The organism is Streptomyces tendae (genome assembly GCF_014650435.1).
In the GTDB taxonomy this organism is placed as follows: Bacteria; Actinomycetota; Actinomycetes; order Streptomycetales; family Streptomycetaceae; genus Streptomyces; species Streptomyces tendae.
On the sequence record NZ_BMUY01000001.1, the window covers coordinates 340,750 to 359,963 of the forward strand.

General features: G+C 73.3%; 13 protein-coding genes and 1 riboswitch. Of the genes, 7 read left to right on the plus strand and 6 right to left on the minus strand.

The window, feature by feature from the left end:
* Window positions 1-234: 234 nt before the first annotated feature.
* On the plus strand, window positions 235-588 hold the full coding sequence (locus IE258_RS01660; RefSeq protein ID WP_159323928.1) for a hypothetical protein: 354 nt from the start codon (window positions 235-237) through the stop codon (window positions 586-588).
* Here the strand turns inward: IE258_RS01660 and IE258_RS01665 are convergent.
* Both IE258_RS01665 and IE258_RS01670 read right to left on the minus strand, forming a co-directional pair.
* Window positions 566-1,582, minus strand: coding sequence for a tellurite resistance/C4-dicarboxylate transporter family protein (locus IE258_RS01665; protein WP_189737908.1), 1,017 nt, complete (start codon window positions 1,580-1,582; stop codon window positions 566-568). The two genes, IE258_RS01660 and IE258_RS01665, sit on opposite strands and share 23 nt — an antisense overlap.
* Before the next feature lie 27 nt (window positions 1,583-1,609).
* Window positions 1,610-2,803 (minus strand): C40 family peptidase, encoded by a 1,194-nt coding sequence (locus tag IE258_RS01670; protein ID WP_189737911.1) that lies wholly within the window; start codon window positions 2,801-2,803, stop codon window positions 1,610-1,612.
* 6 nt (window positions 2,804-2,809) lie between these two features.
* Window positions 2,810-2,992: riboswitch (cyclic di-AMP (ydaO/yuaA leader) on the minus strand.
* A gap of 253 nt (window positions 2,993-3,245) precedes the next feature.
* Here IE258_RS01670 and pcrA point away from each other — a divergent pair.
* Complete coding sequence (pcrA, locus tag IE258_RS01675) at window positions 3,246-5,735, plus strand: DNA helicase PcrA (protein WP_189737914.1); 2,490 nt, start codon at window positions 3,246-3,248, stop codon at window positions 5,733-5,735.
* A gap of 75 nt (window positions 5,736-5,810) precedes the next feature.
* On the opposite strand, the gene IE258_RS01680 is transcribed toward pcrA, so the two are convergent.
* Complete coding sequence (locus IE258_RS01680) at window positions 5,811-7,421, minus strand: M23 family metallopeptidase (RefSeq protein WP_189737919.1); 1,611 nt, start codon at window positions 7,419-7,421, stop codon at window positions 5,811-5,813.
* Window positions 7,422-7,617: 196 nt separating this feature from the next.
* Window positions 7,618-8,613 carry an esterase/lipase family protein gene (locus IE258_RS01685; protein ID WP_189737922.1) on the minus strand — a complete coding sequence of 332 codons (996 nt, stop codon included), beginning with the start codon at window positions 8,611-8,613 and terminating at the stop codon, window positions 7,618-7,620.
* A gap of 458 nt (window positions 8,614-9,071) precedes the next feature.
* Here IE258_RS01685 and icmB point away from each other — a divergent pair, with 458 nt between their 5' ends.
* Window positions 9,072-9,488: a coenzyme B12-dependent isobutyryl CoA mutase small subunit gene (gene icmB, locus IE258_RS01690; protein WP_003974171.1), complete on the plus strand. Its 417-nt coding sequence runs from the start codon at window positions 9,072-9,074 to the stop codon at window positions 9,486-9,488.
* Between the two features lie 167 nt (window positions 9,489-9,655).
* Here the strand turns inward: icmB and IE258_RS01695 are convergent, their stop codons facing one another.
* Both IE258_RS01695 and IE258_RS01700 read right to left on the minus strand, forming a co-directional pair.
* Window positions 9,656-11,560, minus strand: coding sequence for a DUF5691 domain-containing protein (locus IE258_RS01695; RefSeq protein WP_229891900.1), 1,905 nt, complete (start codon window positions 11,558-11,560; stop codon window positions 9,656-9,658).
* 35 nt (window positions 11,561-11,595) lie between these two features.
* Window positions 11,596-12,636, minus strand: a complete 1,041-nt coding sequence (locus tag IE258_RS01700) for an SWIM zinc finger family protein (RefSeq protein WP_189737925.1) — start codon at window positions 12,634-12,636, stop codon at window positions 11,596-11,598.
* 184 nt (window positions 12,637-12,820) lie between these two features.
* On the opposite strand from IE258_RS01700, the gene IE258_RS01705 reads away from it, so the two are divergent.
* The 4 genes from IE258_RS01705 (at window position 12,821) to IE258_RS01720 (ending at window position 18,884) form a co-directional block, all read left to right on the plus strand.
* Entirely contained in the window at window positions 12,821-13,930 is a 1,110-nt protein-coding gene (locus IE258_RS01705; protein WP_189737928.1) for an ATP-binding protein, read from the plus strand.
* Between the two features lie 105 nt (window positions 13,931-14,035).
* Complete coding sequence (locus IE258_RS01710) at window positions 14,036-16,489, plus strand: DUF5682 family protein (RefSeq protein ID WP_189737930.1); 2,454 nt, start codon at window positions 14,036-14,038, stop codon at window positions 16,487-16,489.
* Between the two features lie 56 nt (window positions 16,490-16,545).
* Window positions 16,546-17,700: a VWA domain-containing protein gene (locus IE258_RS01715; RefSeq protein ID WP_189737933.1), complete on the plus strand. Its 1,155-nt coding sequence runs from the start codon at window positions 16,546-16,548 to the stop codon at window positions 17,698-17,700.
* Window positions 17,701-17,870: 170 nt separating this feature from the next.
* A complete protein-coding gene (locus tag IE258_RS01720; protein ID WP_189737936.1) occupies window positions 17,871-18,884 on the plus strand; it encodes a hypothetical protein in 1,014 nt (337 codons plus the stop codon).
* The last annotated feature ends 330 nt before the right edge of the window (window positions 18,885-19,214 follow it).

The window sequence follows — 19,214 nt, forward strand, 5'->3', positions numbered from 1 at the left end:
AGCGAGGACGCTAGGCGCGTCGATAACGGTCCGGTGACGGGATGCGCGGAAGTGGCGACACCGGATCGCACGGCGACCGCAAGTGACCGCCGACGCCTCCGGGGCGCGTCGTCTTCACGCAGGGTGATGACCGATGTGCCGGATCGGAGGCGGGTGGGGGAGGGGAGCTGTTATGGGGGCGGCGGGGCAGGCCGGTGTCCGGGCGTGCCGGGGCCCTCATTAGGCTCCGGCCCCATGGACGTACTCATCCACATCTTCGTCGGCCTGCACATCATCGGTATCGCCTCGCTCCTGGGCGGCTTCCTGACCCAGATGAAGGCGATGGGCCAGGGCGCGGCCCGGTTCACCCCCGCGATGCTGCACGGCGCGCTGACGATGCTGGTCACCGGCGCCGTCCTGGTCGGCCTCAACCAGGCCCAGGACTACTCCGTCGACAACGTCAAGATCGGCGTGAAGCTCGCCGTACTGATCGTGATCCTCGGCCTGGTCTACGTGAAGCGGGACGAGGAGAAGGTGGAGAAGCCGCTGTTCGCACTGGTGGGCGGGCTGACCCTGGTGAACGTCTTCATCGCGGTGCTGTGGACCTGACGGCCGTACCGGGGTCCGCTGCCGCGGACCGCAGCCCGTCCCGGGCCCGGACGACCGCGCCGGTGGCGACCGCCAGCCACCCGGCCACCGCGATCCACAGCAGCGCCCGGCCGGGCCCGTCCAGCCACGGGACGTCGACGACGGCGGCCACCGACAGCGTCGCCGCCGCCGTCATGCCGAGCGGGAAGACGGTCGACCAGCGGCGCACGTCGTAGCGCAGGCGGGGCCAGGCGATCTCCGCCGCCAGGAGCACGGCGTACCAGGCGAGGTCGAGCGTGAGCAGGAAGACGGTCACGTCGTGCAGGACGGCCTGGTCGTCGGCGTTCCACAGGTACATGCCGGTCCCGGCCGTCGCGAGCAGCTTGGCACCGGCGAGGGCCGAGATGGCCAGCGCACCGCCCGCCACCCAGTGGTCCCCGGAGCCCCGGGCCACCTGCCGCAGATCGAAGCGGAACAGCGCGATCAGGTAGAGCACGATGCCCAGCCAGAACGGCACCAGCGCCGCGTGCGCCAGCCAGGGCGTGGAGGTGGCCGCGGCCAGTGTGGCGGCCAGCACGGCGAGCCCTTCCGTGGCCACACAGCTCAGGAACACCGCCCCGGGCATCCGCCGCCCCCAGTGCCGCACCACCAGGAGCAGCAGCCACGGCCACAGCAGGGCCGCCAGCGCCAGCAGCACCGCCGCCAGGAGCGACCAGCCGAGCAGCGAGAAACGCGTGCCGAGCACGGTCGTCGCGGCGACGGCGGTGAGCGCCCCCGGCGTCCCCGCCCGCTTCACCCACTGGGCGTGGTCGGCCAGCAGCAGGTAGACGAAGTTCGCGGCCAGTATCAGCCAGGCGGCGCAGGCCAGGACGAGGGCGATCCGGGACAGGACCTCGCGGCCCGTCAGATGCAGGGCGACCGACACGATGCCGGTCGCCATCACCGCGGCCCCGGCCGCCGGTGGACGCTGCGCCCACCAGGCACGCAGCGCGGAGGGATGGGTGGCCGATGACATGGGCCCGATGCTAAAGACCCTCGACGATCAGGCCGGGCGCACCACGCTGTAGATCGACGACTCGCCGTCGTAGAAGATCGACTCCTCGCGGACGTACGCCCCCGGCTTCGGGGCGTGGATCATCATGCCGTCGCCGATGTACAGGCCGACGTGGCTGATGTCGTCGTAGAAGAAGACCAGGTCACCGGGTTGCGCCTGGGAGACGGAGACGGTCGTGCCGGCGTTGACCTGGTCGTAGGTGACGCGCGGCAGTGTCACGCCCGCGGCCTTCCAGGCGGCCTGGGTCAGGCCCGAGCAGTCGTAGGAGCCGGGGCCCGTGGCGCCCCAGACGTACGGCTTGCCGATCTGGGCGCGGGCGAAGGCGATCGCCTTCTCGGCCTTGGTGCCGGTCGAGGTGCCCGGTGTCGACGAGCCGGAGTCCGACGAACCGGTGCCGTCGGAGGTGCCCGAGGACCCGGAGCCGCTCTCCTGCTGCCGGGCGGCCTCCTCCCGGCGCTCGCGCTCGGCCTCCTCCTGCGCCGCCTGCTGCTTCGCCAGCTCGGCGGCCCTGCGGGCGGCCTCCTGCTGCTTCTTCTTCTCGATCGCCGCCAGCCGGGCCTTCTCCTCGGCGGTCAGCTCCGAGAGCAGCTCCCGCGCGGTGGCGAGCTTCTTCTGGACGGTCGACTTCGCCGTCTTGAGGTCCTTCTGCGAGTCGGTGAGCGTCTCGAGGCTCTCGGTGGCCTCCCGACGCTTCTTCATCGTCTCGGACTGCTGCGTGACGTAGTCGTCGACGGCGGTCTTCTGCCGGCCGGTGAGCCGGTTCATCAGCTGGTTCTGGTCGAAGTAGTCCTGCGGCGAGTCCGCGAGCAGCAGCGTCGCGGTCTCCGGGACCGAGGCGCCCGTGCGGTACTGGGCGGAGGCGAAGGAACCCAGCTCCTCGCGCGCGTCGTTGAGCTTCTGGGTGCGCTGGGCGACGTCGTCGAGGAGGGTGTCGACCTTCTTGCGCTGCTTGGTGGTCTTCTCCTTGGCCGCGTTGTACTTCTCGGTCGCCGACCCGGCCTGGCGGTAGAGGTCGTCGACCTTCTTCTCGACCTCTTCGAGGGTCGGCCGGTCGTCCGACGGCGTGGCGTTCGCCGTCTGGGACAGCAGGGCGACGGAGGTGAGGGCCGCGGTGGCGAGGGCCGGGGTCCGTATGCCCGCGACGCGGGTACCGGTGGGACGCGACTTGCGGTGCGACGCCAAGGAGGCGACTCCTTCCAGTGCTCCGCCTACCGGGTTAGCTGTCGGGTTCGGGCGGTGTGATGCGGAAGGGTTGCCCTACGGCGAGTCCGTCCCTCATGGAGGGCGGTGTCGCCGATTCACCCCAAAGTTCTCGGTTGGGTCCCCGGCTCCGGCTGCCGTGCGGCGTACCGGACTCGGCGGAGGCCGCGCGGCCCGGCGAGGTTCGCCGGAGGGGGTCGAGCGGCCTGTCCCGCACCGTAGCCAACTCGTGTGGCCGCTGTGAAGGTTGGTGGGTGATATGCCCGATACATTTTCGTGACCTTCTGTTCGGGTGCCTTCGGGGCGGTCACGGGCGTCACTCTTCGTGGTTCCGCTGGTCGCAGGGCGTGTCCGCGCCCGGGGTGGTGGGCATTTTCCGGGGTGGCACCGGGTTGTCGGTGGGGCGCCCTAGACTCGGAGAGCGATGAGCAGCCTCTTTGACGACAGCTTCCTGGCGAGCCTCCAGACCCCCCGGGGTCACGAGGAGGAACCCCCGCCGCCGCCCGAGGACGATCACGGACCGGAGCCGGTTCCGCACGATCTGTTCGGCGGGAAGTTCGACGCGCCCCCGGAGCGGGACACCCACTACCGGGACGGCGCCCCGCGCCCCGCCCTGGACGCCGCGGCGCTCCTGGATGGGCTGAACGACAACCAGAGGGCCGCCGTCGTCCACTCCGGCTCCCCGCTGCTCATCGTGGCCGGTGCCGGCTCCGGCAAGACCCGCGTCCTCACCCACCGCATCGCCCACCTGCTGGCCGAGCGGCACGTCCACCCCGGACAGATCCTCGCGATCACCTTCACCAACAAGGCCGCGGGCGAGATGAAGGAGCGCGTGGAGCAGCTCGTCGGGCCGCGCGCCAACGCGATGTGGGTGATGACCTTCCACAGCGCGTGCGTGCGCATCCTGCGCCGCGAGTCGAAGAAGCTCGGCTTCACCTCGTCGTTCTCGATCTACGACGCCGCCGACTCCAAGCGGCTCATGGCGCTGGTCTGCCGCGATCTGGACCTGGATCCCAAGCGCTTCCCGCCGAAGTCCTTCAGCGCGAAGATCAGCAACCTGAAGAACGAGCTGATCGACGAGGAGGACTTCGCCGCCCAGGCCGCCGACGGCTTCGAGAAGACCCTCGCCCAGGCATACGCCATGTACCAGTCGCGGCTGCGCGAGGCCAACGCCCTCGACTTCGACGACCTGATCATGACGACGGTCAACCTGCTGCGCGCCTTCCCGGACGTCGCCGAGCACTACCGCCGCCGCTTCCGGCACGTCCTGGTCGACGAGTACCAGGACACCAACCACGCCCAGTACGCCCTGGTGCGCGAGCTGGTCGGCGTCCCCTCGGAGCACCCCGTCGACGTGCCGCCCGAGGCCGAGGTGCCGCCCGCCGAGCTGTGCGTGGTGGGCGACGCCGACCAGTCGATCTACGCCTTCCGCGGCGCCACCATCCGCAACATCCTCCAGTTCGAGGAGGACTACCCGGACGCGACGACGATCCTGCTCGAGCAGAACTACCGCTCCACGCAGACCATCCTCAGTGCCGCCAACGCGGTCATCGAGCGCAACGAGTCCCGCCGCCCCAAGAACCTGTGGACCAACCAGGGCAGCGGCGCGCAGATCACCGGGTACGTCGCCGACACCGAGCACGACGAGGCGCAGTTCGTCGCCGACGAGATAGACCGCCTCACCGACGCGGGTGAGGCCAAGGCCGGCGACGTCGCGGTCTTCTACCGGACCAACGCGCAGTCCCGTGTCTTCGAAGAGGTCTTCATCCGCACCGGCCTGCCCTACAAGGTCGTCGGCGGTGTCCGCTTCTACGAGCGCAAGGAGGTCCGGGACGTCCTGGCCTACCTGCGGGTGCTGGCCAACCCGGAGGACTCGGTACCGCTGCGCCGCATCCTCAACGTCCCCAAGCGCGGCATCGGCGACCGCGCCGAGGCGATGATCGACGCCCTGTCCCAGCGCGAGAAGATCAGCTTCCCGCAGGCGCTGCGGCGCGTCGACGAGGCGTACGGCATGGCCGCGCGTTCGGCGAACGCCGTCAAGCGGTTCAACACGCTCATGGAGGACCTTCGTACGATCGTCGAGTCCGGCGCCGGACCGGCGACCGTGCTGGAGGCCATCCTCGAACGCACCGGGTACCTCGCCGAGTTGCAGGCTTCCACCGACCCGCAGGACGAGACCCGCATCGAGAACCTCCAGGAACTCGCGGCCGTCGCCCTGGAGTTCGAGCAGGAGCGGGCCGAGGGCGAAGAGGCCGGAACGCTGGCCGACTTCCTGGAGAAGGTCGCGCTCGTCGCCGACTCGGACCAGATTCCGGACGAGGAGGACGGCGACGGCGTCGTCACCCTGATGACCCTGCACACCGCCAAGGGCCTGGAGTTCCCGGTCGTCTTCCTCACCGGCATGGAGGACGGCGTCTTCCCGCACATGCGCGCCCTCGGCCAGGCCAAGGAGCTGGAGGAGGAACGGCGCCTCGCCTACGTGGGGATCACGCGCGCGCGTGAGCGGCTGTACCTGACCCGGTCGACGCTGCGCAGCGCCTGGGGCCAGCCGTCGTACAACCCGCCCTCCCGGTTCCTGGAGGAGATCCCGGCCCCCCACCTGGAGTGGAAGCGCACCGGGGCGAACGGTCCCGCGCCCTCCGCGCCGGTCTCGGGCGTGGCGGCCTCGCTGTCCTCGTCCCGTTCCCGCTCGTCGGCGTCGGGCGCGTCCGGCTTCGCCACCCGCAGGTCGGCCGGCGCCGAGCAGCCGACGGTCTCGCTGGCGGTCGGCGACCGCGTCACGCACGACCAGTTCGGACTCGGCACGGTGGTCGGGGTCAAGGGCACCGGATCGAACGCCGAGGCGACGATCGACTTCGGGGACACCAAGCCGAAGCGGCTGCTGCTGCGGTACGCGCCGGTGGAGAAGCTCTAGCGGCGTGGCGCGGGTGGCGGGTCTGGGGTATCGGCCCGGGCCCGGCCCGGCTCGGTCTGCTGAGACGTTACGGCGTCACGTCGGGCTGATGCCGTGGCTGCGCAGCCACGGCAGCGGGTCGATCGACGAGCCGCCCGCCGGGCGCACCTCGAAGTGCAGGTGCGGGCCGGTCGAGTTGCCCGAGTTGCCGGAGAACGCGATCGCGTCGCCCGCCTTCACGGTCGTACCGGAGGGGACCTGGTAGCTGGAGAGGTGGCAGTACCAGGTCTCCGTGCCGTCCTTCGCGGTCACGATCATCATGTTGCCGTAGGCGCTGTTGTACTGCGTCCGCACGGTGCCGTCGGTCGCCGCCATCACCTTCGTCCCGTACGACACGGGGAAGTCGATGCCGGTGTGGACGGACATCCAGTTGATGCCGGCCTGACCGTAGTACGCGCTGAGGCCGTGCTGCTCCACCGGGAGCGCGAACTTGGGGCGCAGCCGTTCCTTGCGGGCCGCCTCTTCCGCCGCCCGCCTCTTCTCGGCGTCCTGCTGGGCCTTGAGGTCGATGCGCTCCTGCGTCCGGCTGGCCCGGTCGGCGAAGTCGTCGGCTCCGGCGGCCAGGCTGGTGAGCTGGGTGTCCAGCTTGTTGTTGGCGGCGGACGGTTTCACCGGCGCGGCCTTCGCGTTGCCGGGGTCCGGCGCGGACGCCGCGGCGTCCGCACCCTCGTCGCCGGTCAGGCTGCCGACGGACGCGGCCGCGATACCGGCGACGCTCATCACACAGGCCGACGGCACGGCGATGGTCAGCAGCGCGGAGCGCTTGGCGGGCTGGCGGCGACGGGAACGCGCTCCGGCGCGCGAGCCGGTGCGGGCGGCCGGGATCCGAGCGGCCGGCGTGACCTCTTCCTGGTCGTCCAGCAGGGCGGTCACGGTGGGCAGTTCGCCGGTGGCGGCCAACTCGCCGTCGTACGGGGCGGGTTCGATGCCGTGGTCGACGGGCGTGGCGTCGTCCGGCGTGGGTGCGGGTGCGGGTGCGGGGTGCTCGGCCGGGCGGGCCGGGTCCTCGACCGCGTCGGTGGCCGCGGGGCCCGCGTTCCACTGCGTGGCGTCGTAGGCGCCGGTGTCCACGGGGCCGCCCGCGAACGCGCCGGTGTGGAAGGTGCCGGTCGCGAAGGTACTCGTCTCGTGGGCGCCGGTGTCGAAGGTCTGCGTGCCCCAGCCCCACTGCTGGGTCGCGTCGGCCGGAGCGCCGGACTGGTCCGGGTGGCTCCAGGCGCCGGTGTCCCACTGCCCGGTGGCCTCGGTGCCCGCGCCGTGCGGCGGTACGGCCTCGTGCTGCTGGTATCCGGATGTCCACGTCGTCGTGTCGTAGGCGCCGGTGTCGTAGGCGGCGTGGTGCTGGGCCGCGTACGCGTCGTAGTGCAGGGGCTGCTCGCCGCCGGTGGACCACTGGGTGGTGTCGTACGCACCCGTCGTCTCGTGGGTGCCGGTGTAGTGGCCCGGCATGCTGCCGAAGAGGGGGTCCGCGTCGAAGGCCGAGGTGTCGGCGGTGCCGGTGGAAAAACCGGTGGAGGCGTAGCCGCCGTACGTGGTGAGGTCGCCGTACTGGGCCTCCCCCGTGCCGTACGACGCGTACTGCGCCGAAGCGGCGTCGGAAGCCGGAGTCGGGGTGGTACTTGTCCCCGACGGGTGACGGTCGTTCACCAACTTCTCTTTCGCCTCGACAACAGGGGCTGCCAGAGCAGTGCGGCGACTGTACCCGGCGGTATACGGGCACGACAATCTTCGTCAGGTTTCGCGAGCGAAGGAAACGGGCAATCGGCCGTGATTTGGGGGACGGCGGGCACGAGTTTGGCTTTGTGTTCGAGAGTTGTTCGAGTCCGAACGGGTTGCTCCGGTCTCAGGCGACGGTCAGCCCGCCATGGTGTTTGCCCGTGTCCGTGTCTGTTTCGACGCCTGTTTCCGGTCCGGCCGTGTCGAGTGCCTGCCGAATCCCCGTGGCCACGGTGGGATGCACGGGCAGCGCGAGGTGGCCGATGCCACTCACCCGTACGTTCTGCACGCTCAGGTCGGGGTGGTCCAGGCAGGCCGTCTCCAGCGGGTCCATCACCCGGTCCAGGTCGCTCCAGAAGCTGACGAACCGCGTACGGCAGCCGGGTGCCGGCCGGGTCAGCTCCTCGATCACCGCCGAGCCGGGGCGCATCTGGCGCACGATCGGGTGCGCGTTCGCCAGCGGTACCACCTTGGTACCTGCGTGCGGGGTGCCGAGCGTCACCAGGGTGCGGACGCGGAGGTCGCCGCCGAGGCGCTGCACGTAGTAGCGCGCGATCAGCCCGCCGAGGCTGTGCCCGACGACGTCGACCCGCTCGCTGCCCGTCCGCTCGCAGATCTCCTCGATGTGCCGGCCGAGCAGCTCGGCCGCGGTGCGGATGTCGCAGGTCAGGGGGGAGTAGTTCAGCGACTCGATCTCGTGCCTGCCGTGCTGGGTCAGGCTGCGGCGCAACAACAGGAAGACCGAGCGGTTGTCGATGAAGCCGTGCAGCAGTACGACCGGCGGGCTCACCGGGGCCGGGAGCCTGGGCGGCGGAGGGGACGGCTGCGGATCCTGGGCGTTCTGGGCGTCATGGGTGTCCGTCGGCCGGAGGGTCTGGATCGGGCGCCGCTCCTGGATGATCCCCGAGGGGTAGAGGAGGAGGTGTCCGGCGAGGATCGCGGCCTCCAGGGCGCTTGCCTTCAGGAGGGTCAGCGAGAGACCGGTCAGTCGGCCCGGAAGGCTTGCCAGGTCCGGCAGGCCGGGGACCGCGGGGAGGCCGGGAAGTCCGGGGAGCCCCGGAAGTCCGGGCAGGAGACGCTGGAAGAGCGGGAGAAGGGGCAGTGCTGCCGTGGTGACCTTCATGGGCCGTCCTCCTGTCGGCACGCGCAGGGACGCCTCTGTCCCCCGTGTGCCCTCGTGGAGCGCCGTGACACCAGTGTTTGGTGCTGTTTGCGGGGTTTGTGTTCTTTGTGTTCTCTATGTCTACCCGTGTGTCGGCACGCCGTATCAGAGCCCTGTGGGCCTTGTGAGGCCGGTGGTGTCGGTGAAACGGCGACGGGGCTCGCTGCCGACCTGTGCTGCCCCCGCTGCGGCTCTCCGTGCGCGTATAGCCGCCGCGCCCTGGAGCGGTGCGCGGCGAACATGTCCCACCGTGTGATTTCCCCCTCTGTATCCACCGCGAAACTGCCGGTTGCGGGATGCTGGCGATAACGTTCGTTCACTTCCCCCGGACACAGTGGTGCGGGGTTCGCGTGCCGCGAGGACGTGGAGTGTGCGGTACTTGTCGTACGGATGGATGTAGTCGCTTCATGGAGGCAGTGATGGGTGTGGCAGCCGGTCCGATCCGCGTGGTGGTGGCCAAGCCGGGGCTCGACGGCCACGATCGCGGGGCCAAGGTGATCGCGCGGGCCCTGCGCGACGCCGGTATGGAGGTCATCTACACCGGGCTCCACCAGACGCCCGAGCAGATCGTCGACACCGCGATCCAGGAGGACGCCGACGCGATCGGGCTGTCCATCCTCTCCGGTGCGCACAACACGCTCTTCGCCGCCGTGATCGAGTTGCTCCGGGAGCGGGACGCGGCGGACATCCTGGTCTTCGGCGGCGGGATCATCCCCGAGGCCGACATCGCCCCGCTGAAGGAGAAGGGCGTCGCGGAGATCTTCACGCCCGGTGCCACCACGGCGTCCATCGTGGACTGGGTGCGGGCGAACGTGCGGGAGCCCGCGGGGGCCTAAGGCCGGCCCGTTCGTCAGGTCCGTCCGTCTGTCAGGCGGTGGAGGCCGACTGCTTCGCCGGTGCGGGGCACGCGCGGGCGTCCACCGGGCGCGCCTCGGACCGCGGTGTGCGCGGGCGGCGGGCCACGGGGTGTTGCCTCGCGGGGCGTGCGTCACGGGGCGGTGCCTCACGACCCCGCCCGGAGTTCCTCGGCCATCGCCGCCCGCAGACGCAACGTCGTGACGAGCCGCTGGAAGGCCTCCGCCCAGTACCCGCCGGCCCCCGGCGACGCGTCCTCCGGCTCGTCGGGTATCGCCAGCAGGCCGTCGAGGCGGCCCGCCTCCGAGGGGTCGAGGCAGCGTTCGGCGAGCCCCATGACGCCGCTGAAGCTCCACGGGTAGCTCCCGGCGTCCCGGGCGATGTTGAGCGCGTCGACCACCGCCCGGCCGAGCGGCGTCGCCCACGGCACGCCGCACATGCCGAGCAGCTGGAACGCCTCGGACAGCCCGTGCGTCGCGATGAACCCGGCGACCCACTCGGCGCGTTCGGCGGCGCCCAGCGTGCCGAGCAGCTTGGCCCGCTCGGCCAGGGACACCGCGCCCGGACCGCCCGCGTCGGGCGCCGTGGGCGCGCCCAGCAGCGCCCTCGCCCACACGCCGTCGCGCTGTCGTACCGCGGCTCGGCACCACGCGGCGTGCAGCTCGCCCTGCCAGCCGTCCGACACCGGCAGGGCGACGATCTCCTCGGCCGTACGACCCGCGAGGCGGGCCGGCCAGGTGGCCAGCGGGGCGGCCTCCACCAACTGGCCGAACCACCACGACCGTTCCCCGCGCCCGGCGGGCGGCTTGGTCACCACGCCGTCCCGCTCCATGCCCGCGTCGCACTCGTGCGGTGCCTCGACGACGATCGCCGGCGGGGTGCGGGTGCGGTCCAGCGACACGCACGTCGCGGCCCGCGCCGCCATCCGGGCGGCCAGCGCCGACCGCGGCAGCGCCGACAGCAACTCCGCCGCCGTGGCCCGTACGTTGCGGCTGCGGTCGGCCAAGGCCTGCTCCAGGAAGGGCTCGTCCGCAGCCTCGAGCCCCGTCCGCAGCGAGTCGAGGAACATCAACCGGTCCTCGGCCCGTTCCGTCGCCCAGGTCGACGCCAGCAGCTCGCGTGCGCCGACGGCATCGCGGGCGCGCAGGGCCGCCAGGAGAGCGACCCGTTCGGCGAACAGGCCCTCCGCCCAGAGCCTCCGCGCCCGCTCCATGGCACCGGAGCCCGGCGGCGCGGCCCCACCGCCGGGCGTCGCGCGCAGGGCGAACCGCCAGTCCGGGTTCAACCGGGCCAGCCACAGGGCCCGCGGACCCGCGAACTTCAACGCCGCCGGCCGCAGGTCCGTACGCCCCCGCGCCGCGTCCAGCAGCGCCGGAAGCGTCTGGGGCGGTGCCGCGAAACCGCGGGCGTTCGCCGTCGCCAGCCACTGTGGCAGCAGCTCCATCAGATCGGGCGCGCTGCCCCTGCGGCCGCCGCCCGCAGTGCCGGGGCGGTCGGTGAGCAGCATCGTGAGCCGACGGGCCGCCGCCTCTGGCAGCGGCGGGCGGGGGTCCTCGGGTGCGGGGTCGGGGCGACCGGCCGCGCGGGCCGGTCGGAGTCCTGCGCGACGGCGTACGGTCTCCGCCGCGACCGCGTCCAGCAACACGGCCGCCGCCCCCGGACCGCGCTCGCCGCCCGGTGGCGTACGCCGGTCCGTGCCCAGCAGCGCCGAGGTGACCAGCTCCTCCCACACACCGCCGGGCCCGGACCCCGACGTGCGCGCGCCAGAAGCCGCGGGCGGGCGGCCCGGAACCGGCTGGGCGCCGGCCTCCGCCGGGGGAGCCCACTGTGCGCCGGTCCCCGCGCCTGCGACGGCGTCGGCCCCCGGCGGGGAGTCGGCGGTGTCCGCGTCGGACTCGGGACCGGTGCCGGCCCCGGTGCCGGTGTCCGCGCGGGGCTGTGCGGGGGGTGCGGTCGCGTCGGTCGGTGGGGAGCCCGTGGGGACCACGGACGGCCACGGCACGGTGGTCGGCGTCGGTGCGGACGTGTCCGTGGGAGCGGGCGTCCTGGTCATGTCGTTCCCCTCCGGTTCCAATCCCATGGGACGGGTCAGCACAGCGGCACCGCCGTACCCCGTCCGGCCGGCCAGGCCGTCAGCGGCGCGAAACCGCGGTGCCCGCACTCGCCGAAGACCGTGACGGGCGCACCGCCCGACAGCGCGACCAGCCGCCACAGGCCCGGTTGGCCGCCAGTGGTCCGGGCGAGCGGCAGCGCCGTGTCCCCGTCGGCGTCCGCCAGCTGCCAGCCGTCGCCGTCCGGTACGGGGACGACCCGATCCAGGACCACCGGCACCGAGTCCAGCCACGGATCGTCACGGAGGGCCTCGCCGTACCGGACGGTCGCCCGCGAGGTCGTCACCCCCCTCGGACGGGCCCGGGTCGGCTCGGGCGGGGCGAACCTCCGGCCGAGGGCCACTCGCCGTCGGCCCGCGTCCGGATACGCGGAGACCTCCGCCTCCAGGGCCAGCCCCACCGGCAGCGCAAGCTCCGGTGGCCGCCCCGCGGCGCCGTAGGAGAGGAGGAGCACCGTGCGGTCCGTCTCCGCGCCGTACAACCAGACGCGACGGGTCGTCAGCCGGGCGTCCGCGGTGTCGTACTGGGCGAGGACCAGCCAGTGGTCCCGCACCGGCGGGCCGTCCGCGGAGGTGGACAGACCCACGCGTGAACGGACCGTCGCCGCCAGGGAGTCCGGCAGCCGCTCGCGGTGCAACCAGCCCCGGTCGAGCAAGTGGAGCAGCGCACACTCCTCCAGCAGCCGCACCGGCCAGCCGGGACCCGACGAGGGTATGGCGGCCAACTCCCGCACGCGCGAGGCCAGACCGGGCGCCTGGGCGTCGACCATGCGGGCCGCCGTCTCCTCCCACGGCCCGCCGCCCGTCTGCTCGGCGCCGGCCAGACCGGCGCGCAGGAGGTCCGCGAGCCGCTGCTCCAGCTCCGTGGCGCCCGCGGTGATGCGCTCCGCCCGCCGCTCCGCCCGGCGCCGTGCCGCCTCCGGGTCACCGGGCGCGGTCGCGGGGGCGGACGGGCCCGCGGTCCGCTCCACCGCGCGCTCGCGCCCACCCTCGCCACCCGGCTCTCGAACAGCCCTCACACCGTCCCCCTCGTCGCCAAGTCCCCGCCCCGGCCCACCCCGTGCCGAGCCATGCCATCGAAGGTAGATCCCCCCACTGACAACGACCTCGGCGACGGCATTTGTGCAGGTCAGAGTGATTGTCAGTGGCGTGGTGCACCGTGGATGACAGTTCGGACCGGCCTAGCTGGAGGGGGAATCAGCCATGCCCGCATTCGGAGAACAGACGTCGGCGGCCGAGGTGCTGCGGCCGCACGCCGAGGACGCGTTCGCGGCCGAACTGGCCGCGCTGGCCGCACGGGACGACCGCCCGCGCCCGGCCCGCTGGAAGCTGTCGCCGTGGGCCGTCGCCACCTACCTGCTCGGCGGCACCCTGCCCGACGGCACGGTGATCACCCCGAAGTACGTGGGCCCGCGCCGCCTCGTCGAGGTCGCCGTCACCACGCTCGCCACCGACCGCGCCCTGCTCCTGCTCGGCGTGCCCGGCACCGCGAAGACCTGGGTGTCCGAGCACCTCGCCGCGGCCGTCAGCGGCGACTCGACCCTGCTCGTGCAGGGGACGGCCGGCACCCCCGAGGAAGCGATCCGCTACGGCTGGAACTACGCGCAGCTCCTCGCCCACGGCCCCAGCCGGGACGCCCTGGTGCCCAGCCCGGTCATGAGGGCGATGACGGAGGGCACGACCGTCCGCGTGGAGGAGCTGACCCGCATCCCGGCCGATGTGCAGGACACGCTGATCACGATCCTGTCGGAGAAGACCCTGCCGATACCGGAGCTGGGCCAGGAAGTGCAGGCGGTGCGCGGCTTCAACCTGATCGCCACCGCCAACGACCGCGACCGCGGGGTCAACGACCTCTCCAGCGCCCTGCGCCGGCGTTTCAACACGGTCGTGCTGCCGCTGCCGGCCAGCGCCGAGGCCGAGGTCGACATCGTCACGCGCCGGGTCGACCAGATCGGCCGCTCCCTCGACCTGCCGTCGGCGCCCGACGGCACCGACGAGATCCGACGGGTCGTCACCGTCTTCCGCGAGCTGCGGGACGGGCTGACGAGCGACGGTCGTACGAAGGTCAAGTCGCCCAGCGGCACGCTGTCCACGGCCGAGGCCATCTCGGTCGTCACCGGTGGCCTCGCGCTGTCCGCCCACTTCGGCGACGGAGTGCTGCGGCCCGGCGACGTCGCCGCGGGCGTCCTCGGCGCGGTGGTCCGCGACCCGGGCACCGACCGCGTCGTCTGGCAGGAGTACCTGGAGACGGTCGTGCGCGAGCGGGACGGCTGGCAGGACTTCTACCGGGCCTGCCGGGAGGTGTCGGCGTGAACGCCACGGGGATGCGGACGAGTCGGGGACGGGCGGGTGCGGCGGTGACCGGTGCGACGGGCGACGACGGGGACTCGAGCTGGACCCGCAGGCGAGGAGGACGGTGTGACGGGCACTGACCGGACTGGCAGCGGCGGATCCGGTGGGCCGGGCGGTGCCGGGGAGCCCGGTGGCCGGACGATCCTGCTCGGCGTACGCCACCACGGGCCGGGGTCGGCCCGGGCGGTGCGGGCCGCGCTGGACGCGGTGCGGCCGGGGATCGTGCTGGTCGAAGGGCCGCCCGAGGCCGACGCCCTGATCCCGCTGGCCGCCGACGAGGACATGCGGCCCCCGGTCGCGCTCCTCGCCCACGCCGTGGACGAGCCCGGCCGGTCGGCGTTCTGGCCGCTGGCCGAGTTCTCCCCGGAGTGGGTGGCCGTCCGCTGGGCCCTGGAGCACGACGTTCCGGCCCGCTTCATCGACCTCCCGGCCACCCACACGCTGGCGTGGCAGGCGGCGGACGACCATGACGAGGACCATGCGGACGGCCATGCGGGCGACCGGGCGGGCGGCCGGGAGCCGGGAGACCGGCCCGGCACCGCGGCCCCCGACGTGCGGGGCGACCCGCTCGCCGCCCTCGCCGCGGCCGCCGGACACGACGACCCCGAGCGCTGGTGGGAGGACGTGATCGAGCACCGGAGCCCGGGGGAGGGGGACGCGCTCGCACCGTTCACGGCGCTGGAGGAGGCCATGACGGCGCTGCGCGAGACCGGGGAGGGAAAGGGAGAAGGGGAGGGCGGCGAGCGGGGTGCCCTGGACGCGCGGGACCTCGTGCGGGAGGCCCACATGCGGCTCCAGGTGCGGGCGGCGCGACGGGAGTTCGCCCAGGGGGTGGCCGTGGTCTGCGGGGCGTGGCACGTGCCCGCGCTGCGGCGCCCGGCCACCGTCGCCGCCGACCGGGCCCTGGTGAAGGGGCTGCCCAGGACGAAGGTGGAGATGACCTGGGTGCCCTGGACCCATCGCAGACTGTCCCGAGCGGGTGGCTACGGGGCGGGCATCGAGTCACCGGGCTGGTACGCGCATCTGTTCGCGGCGGCCGACCGGCCCGTCGAGCGATGGCTGACCAAGGTGGCGGGACTGCTGCGGGACGAGGACAGGATCGTCTCCCCGGCCCACGTCATCGAGGCGGCGCGGCTGGCCGGAACGCTCGCGGTGCTCCGTGGCCGCCCGCTGCCCGGGCTGGGCGAGACGACGGACGCCGTACGGGCGGTGATGTGCGACGGCTCGGACGTGCCGCTGGCGCTGGTGCACGACCGTCTGGTGGTCGGCGACGTGATGGGGGAGGTGCCGCCGGGGGCGCCCGCGGTGCCGTTGCAGCGGGACCTGACCCGGATCCAGCGGCGGCTGCGGCTCAAACCCGAGCCGGCACAGCGGGAGCTGGAACTGGACCTGCGCAAGGAGACCGACGCCGGGCGCAGCAGGCTGCTGCACCGGCTGCGGCTGCTCGGCGTCGGCTGGGGCGAGCCGGTCGCGTCGCGCAGCACGGGCACCTTCCGCGAGACGTGGCGGCTGCGGTGGGAGCCGGAGCTGTCGGTGCGGGTCGCCGAGGCCGGGGTGTGGGGCACGACCGTGCTGTCCGCCGCGACCGCCAGGGCCGAGACGGACGCCGTCACCGCGCGGGACCTCGCCGGGATCACCGCGCTCGCCGAACGCTGCCTGCTGGCCGAACTGCCGGACGCGCTCGCGCCGGTGATGCGGATACTCGCCGACCGGGCCGCGCTCGACACGGACGTCGGCCACCTCGCCCAGGCCCTGCCCGCCCTCGTCCGCTCGTTGCGCTACGGCGATGTGCGGGGCACGGACACCGGCGCCCTGGCCGAGGTCGCCGCGGGGCTCGCCGAGCGCGTCTTCGTCGGCCTGCCCGCGGCCTGCGCCGCTCTTGATGCCGACGCGGCCGAGGAGATGCGCGGTCACGTGGACGCCGTGCACACGGCGGTGGGCCTGCTCGGCGACGCCCGCACGCCGGGCCGCGGCGACCTGGGGTCCCGCTGGCGGGCCGTGCTGCGGGTCCTCTCCGCGCGGGCCACCGTGCCGGGCACCGTCCGCGGGCGTGCCGTGCGGCTCCTGCTGGACGACGACGAGCTGGCACCGGAGGAGGCGGCGCGGCTCATGGGCCTGGTGCTGTCCCCGGGGACGCCACCGGCGGACGCCGCGGCCTGGATCGAGGGCTTCGTCGGCGGCGGCTCGGGCGGCGGCATGCTCCTGCTGCACGACGACCGGCTGCTGGGCCTGGTCGACGCCTGGCTGACCGGCGTGCCCGCGGACGCGTTCACGGACGTACTGCCCCTGCTGCGCCGTACGTTCTCGGCCTTCGAGCCGGGAGTGCGCCGCAGCCTCGGCGAGCTGGTCGGACGCGGGCCGGAGGCACGGGGGAGCGTGACGGGGGCCGGTTCCGGCATACCCGGCTTCGCGACCGGCCTCGACACCGAGCGGGCCGACGCGGTGCTGCCGGTCGTCCGGCTGCTGCTGGGCCGGGACCCGGCGCCGGACGACAACGACCTGGTGGGGGCGGACACATGACTGGACGCACGACTGGCCACACGAGGGGACACACGACTGGACGTACGACGGGACACATGGTCGCCGACGCGGCAGAGGAGCGGCTGCGACGGTGGCGTCTCGTACTCGGCGGCGACCCGGCCGACGGCACCGGCCACGCGCTCTCCGGACGGGACGCCGCGATGGACGGGGCGCTCACCGCTCTCTACGGAAAGGGGGACACCCCGCGGGCGGGCCGGGAGCGTGCGGCGGGGCTCGGGGCGTCCGCACCGGCCGTGGCCCGCTGGCTGGGGGACATCCGGACCTACTTCCCCTCCTCCGTCGTCCAGGTCATGCAGCGGGACGCGATCGACCGGCTCGGGCTCGCCACCCTCCTGCTGGAGCCGGAGATGCTCGAGGCGGTGGAGCCCGACGTGCACCTCATCGGCACCCTGCTCTCCCTGCACAAGGCCATGCCGGAAACGACGAAGGAGACGGCGCGGGCCGTCGTGCGCAAGGTCGTCGAGGAGCTGGAGCAGCGACTGGCCACCCGTACCCGTGCCGCACTGACCGGCGCGCTGGACCGCAGTGCCCGCACCGGCCGCCCCCGCCACCACGACATCGACTGGAACCGCACGATCGCGGCCAACCTGAAGCACTACCTGCCGGAGCACCGCACGGTCGTGCCGGAGCGGCTCGTCGGCTACGGACGGGCGTCCCGTTCGGTGAAGAAGGAGGTCGTCCTCTGCGTCGACCAGTCCGGGTCGATGGCGGCGTCCGTCGTGTACGCGTCCGTGTTCGGCGCGGTGCTGGCGTCCATGCGCTCGTTGGAGACCCGGCTCGTCGTCTTCGACACGGCCGTCGTCGACCTCACCGACCAGCTCGACGACCCGGTCGACGTGCTCTTCGGCACCCGGCTCGGCGGCGGCACGGACATCAACCGCGCGCTGGCGTACTGCCAGTCGCGGATCACCCGGCCCGCGGAGACGGTGGTCGTGCTGATCAGCGACCTGTACGAGGGAGGCATACGCGACGAGATGCTCAAGCGGGTCGCGGCGATGCAGGCGGCCGGGGTGCGGTTCGTGACGCTGCTGGCCCTGTCCGACGAGGGGACGCCCGCCTACGACCGGGAGCACGCGGCGGCCCTGGCGGCGCTCGGCGCACCGGCCTTCGCCTGCACGCCCGACCTCTTCCCGGAGGTGATGGCGGCCGCGATCGAGAGGAGACCCCTGCCGATTCCGGACGCCGGGTGACGATTTGTCGATCCGAGGTGACCCGATTCCCGCGGGCAAAACGGATATGACGGCCCATCGGCAGGACCAGGCTTGCGCAACCTCCGGATCCCCGTGCGAGTATCGCGCGGCGTGTCGATGCGTTGTTCGACGCGCGGCCCGTTCCGCCGCACGGGAGGAACCTTCCCCTCTTGATCTGGTCAGCAGCCCTGCCCGGTGCCGCTCTGCGCGTCCTGCGCACGGCGGCCGGGCGGCGTGCGCTGCACCTGGCACTGCTGGTGGGCGGGTTGTTCGTACTGGGGCTGCTCTGCGGAGGGCGGGCACACGCGGCGGACGAAGAGCCGGGAAGCGTGAAGGACGCGGTCGGCCGGGTCCTCGACGTCTCCGCGCAGACCCGGAGCGGCCCGCCGGCCAAGGGATCCGCCCCGGACGCCGAAGTGGCGCCGTCGCGGCAGGGCTCCGGCGCGTTGCTTCCGGGCCTCCGCCCCGTCACCGAGAACCTCGTCCGGGCCGTGGACGACCGGGTCGTACGACCGGTCGGTGACGCGGTGGCGACCGTGGCCGAGGAGGTCGGGCTCCCCGGCCCGTCGGGTCGGCCCGGCCCGACAGACCCGTCGGGCCCGGCCGACGTGCCGGACCTCATCGATGTACCGGACCTCATCGAGGTACCGGACGTCATCGACCTGTCGGGCCTGAGCGACGTGCCGGATCCGGGCGGGCAGAGCGATCCTTCCGGTCGCGCACGGCCGGCCGTCCCGGATCCGCAGGCCGATCCCGCGCCGACGGTGGCGGACACCTCCGGTACCGCAGATCCGTCCGATGCCGCCGATGCCGCCGATGCCATCCGTGCCGCGGTCGCCGAGGGGGCCGGAGGCCCGGCACCCGTCGTCGGGTACGGGCCGGAGTCCGGCATCGGAGCGGCGCCCAGCGCGCACCCCCGCACGCATCGGGCAGCCGGGTCCGCGTACACCGAGTACGCCCCCGCCCACCCCGCACCCCACGGTGGTCACGGCGATCACGGCGATCCCGACGGCGCGCTCGGCACGGCGTCCGGCGCCGACCAGGGCACGCCGCGTCACGGGGACACCCGCGCGGTCGCCCCGCAGTACCGGTTCACGTTCCGGCTCGTACCCGGCGCCGCCGAGCGGGCCGACGCGGCCGGGGTCCGCGAGCCGTACCGGGACATCCCGGTCTCCCCTGCCTAGAACGGGGCGGTCCCTTCGCCGCGCCCCTGTCGCGCGCCCGCCCCTCCGTGCATCCGCCCCGGATGCCGCGTCTGCCCCATCCGCTGCGTACGCCAGGTGCTCCAAGCCCCGCGCCGGCTGCATCGCCCGCACCGGCCGAGAGGACTGCTCACTGTCCGGCGCCTCATGGCCGTTTCCGCGGCAGGCGGGCAGACGCAGCAGACGGCCACGGCAGACAGGCACGACAGACACGCACGGCAGACAGGCACAGCAGGCAGACACAGACCCCGCGGGGCGGCAGGCCCCGGACGGCCGAAATCCGTCGGCCTCCGTCCGGCCGAAACCCCGCGG

Bases quoted from the DNA above. Each gene is read 5' to 3' on its own strand.
- IE258_RS01660 (WP_159323928.1), top strand. From the start codon at position 235: ATGGACGTACTCATCCACATCTTCGTCGGCCTGCACATCATCGGTATC.
- IE258_RS01665 (WP_189737908.1), bottom strand. From the start codon at position 1,582: ATGTCATCGGCCACCCATCCCTCCGCGCTGCGTGCCTGGTGGGCGCAG.
- pcrA (WP_189737914.1), top strand. From the start codon at position 3,246: ATGAGCAGCCTCTTTGACGACAGCTTCCTGGCGAGCCTCCAGACCCCC.
- IE258_RS01685 (WP_189737922.1), bottom strand. From the start codon at position 8,613: ATGAAGGTCACCACGGCAGCACTGCCCCTTCTCCCGCTCTTCCAGCGT.
- icmB (WP_003974171.1), top strand. From the start codon at position 9,072: ATGGGTGTGGCAGCCGGTCCGATCCGCGTGGTGGTGGCCAAGCCGGGG.
- IE258_RS01695 (WP_229891900.1), bottom strand. From the start codon at position 11,560: ATGACCAGGACGCCCGCTCCCACGGACACGTCCGCACCGACGCCGACC.
- IE258_RS01705 (WP_189737928.1), top strand. From the start codon at position 12,821: ATGCCCGCATTCGGAGAACAGACGTCGGCGGCCGAGGTGCTGCGGCCG.
- IE258_RS01715 (WP_189737933.1), top strand. From the start codon at position 16,546: ATGGTCGCCGACGCGGCAGAGGAGCGGCTGCGACGGTGGCGTCTCGTA.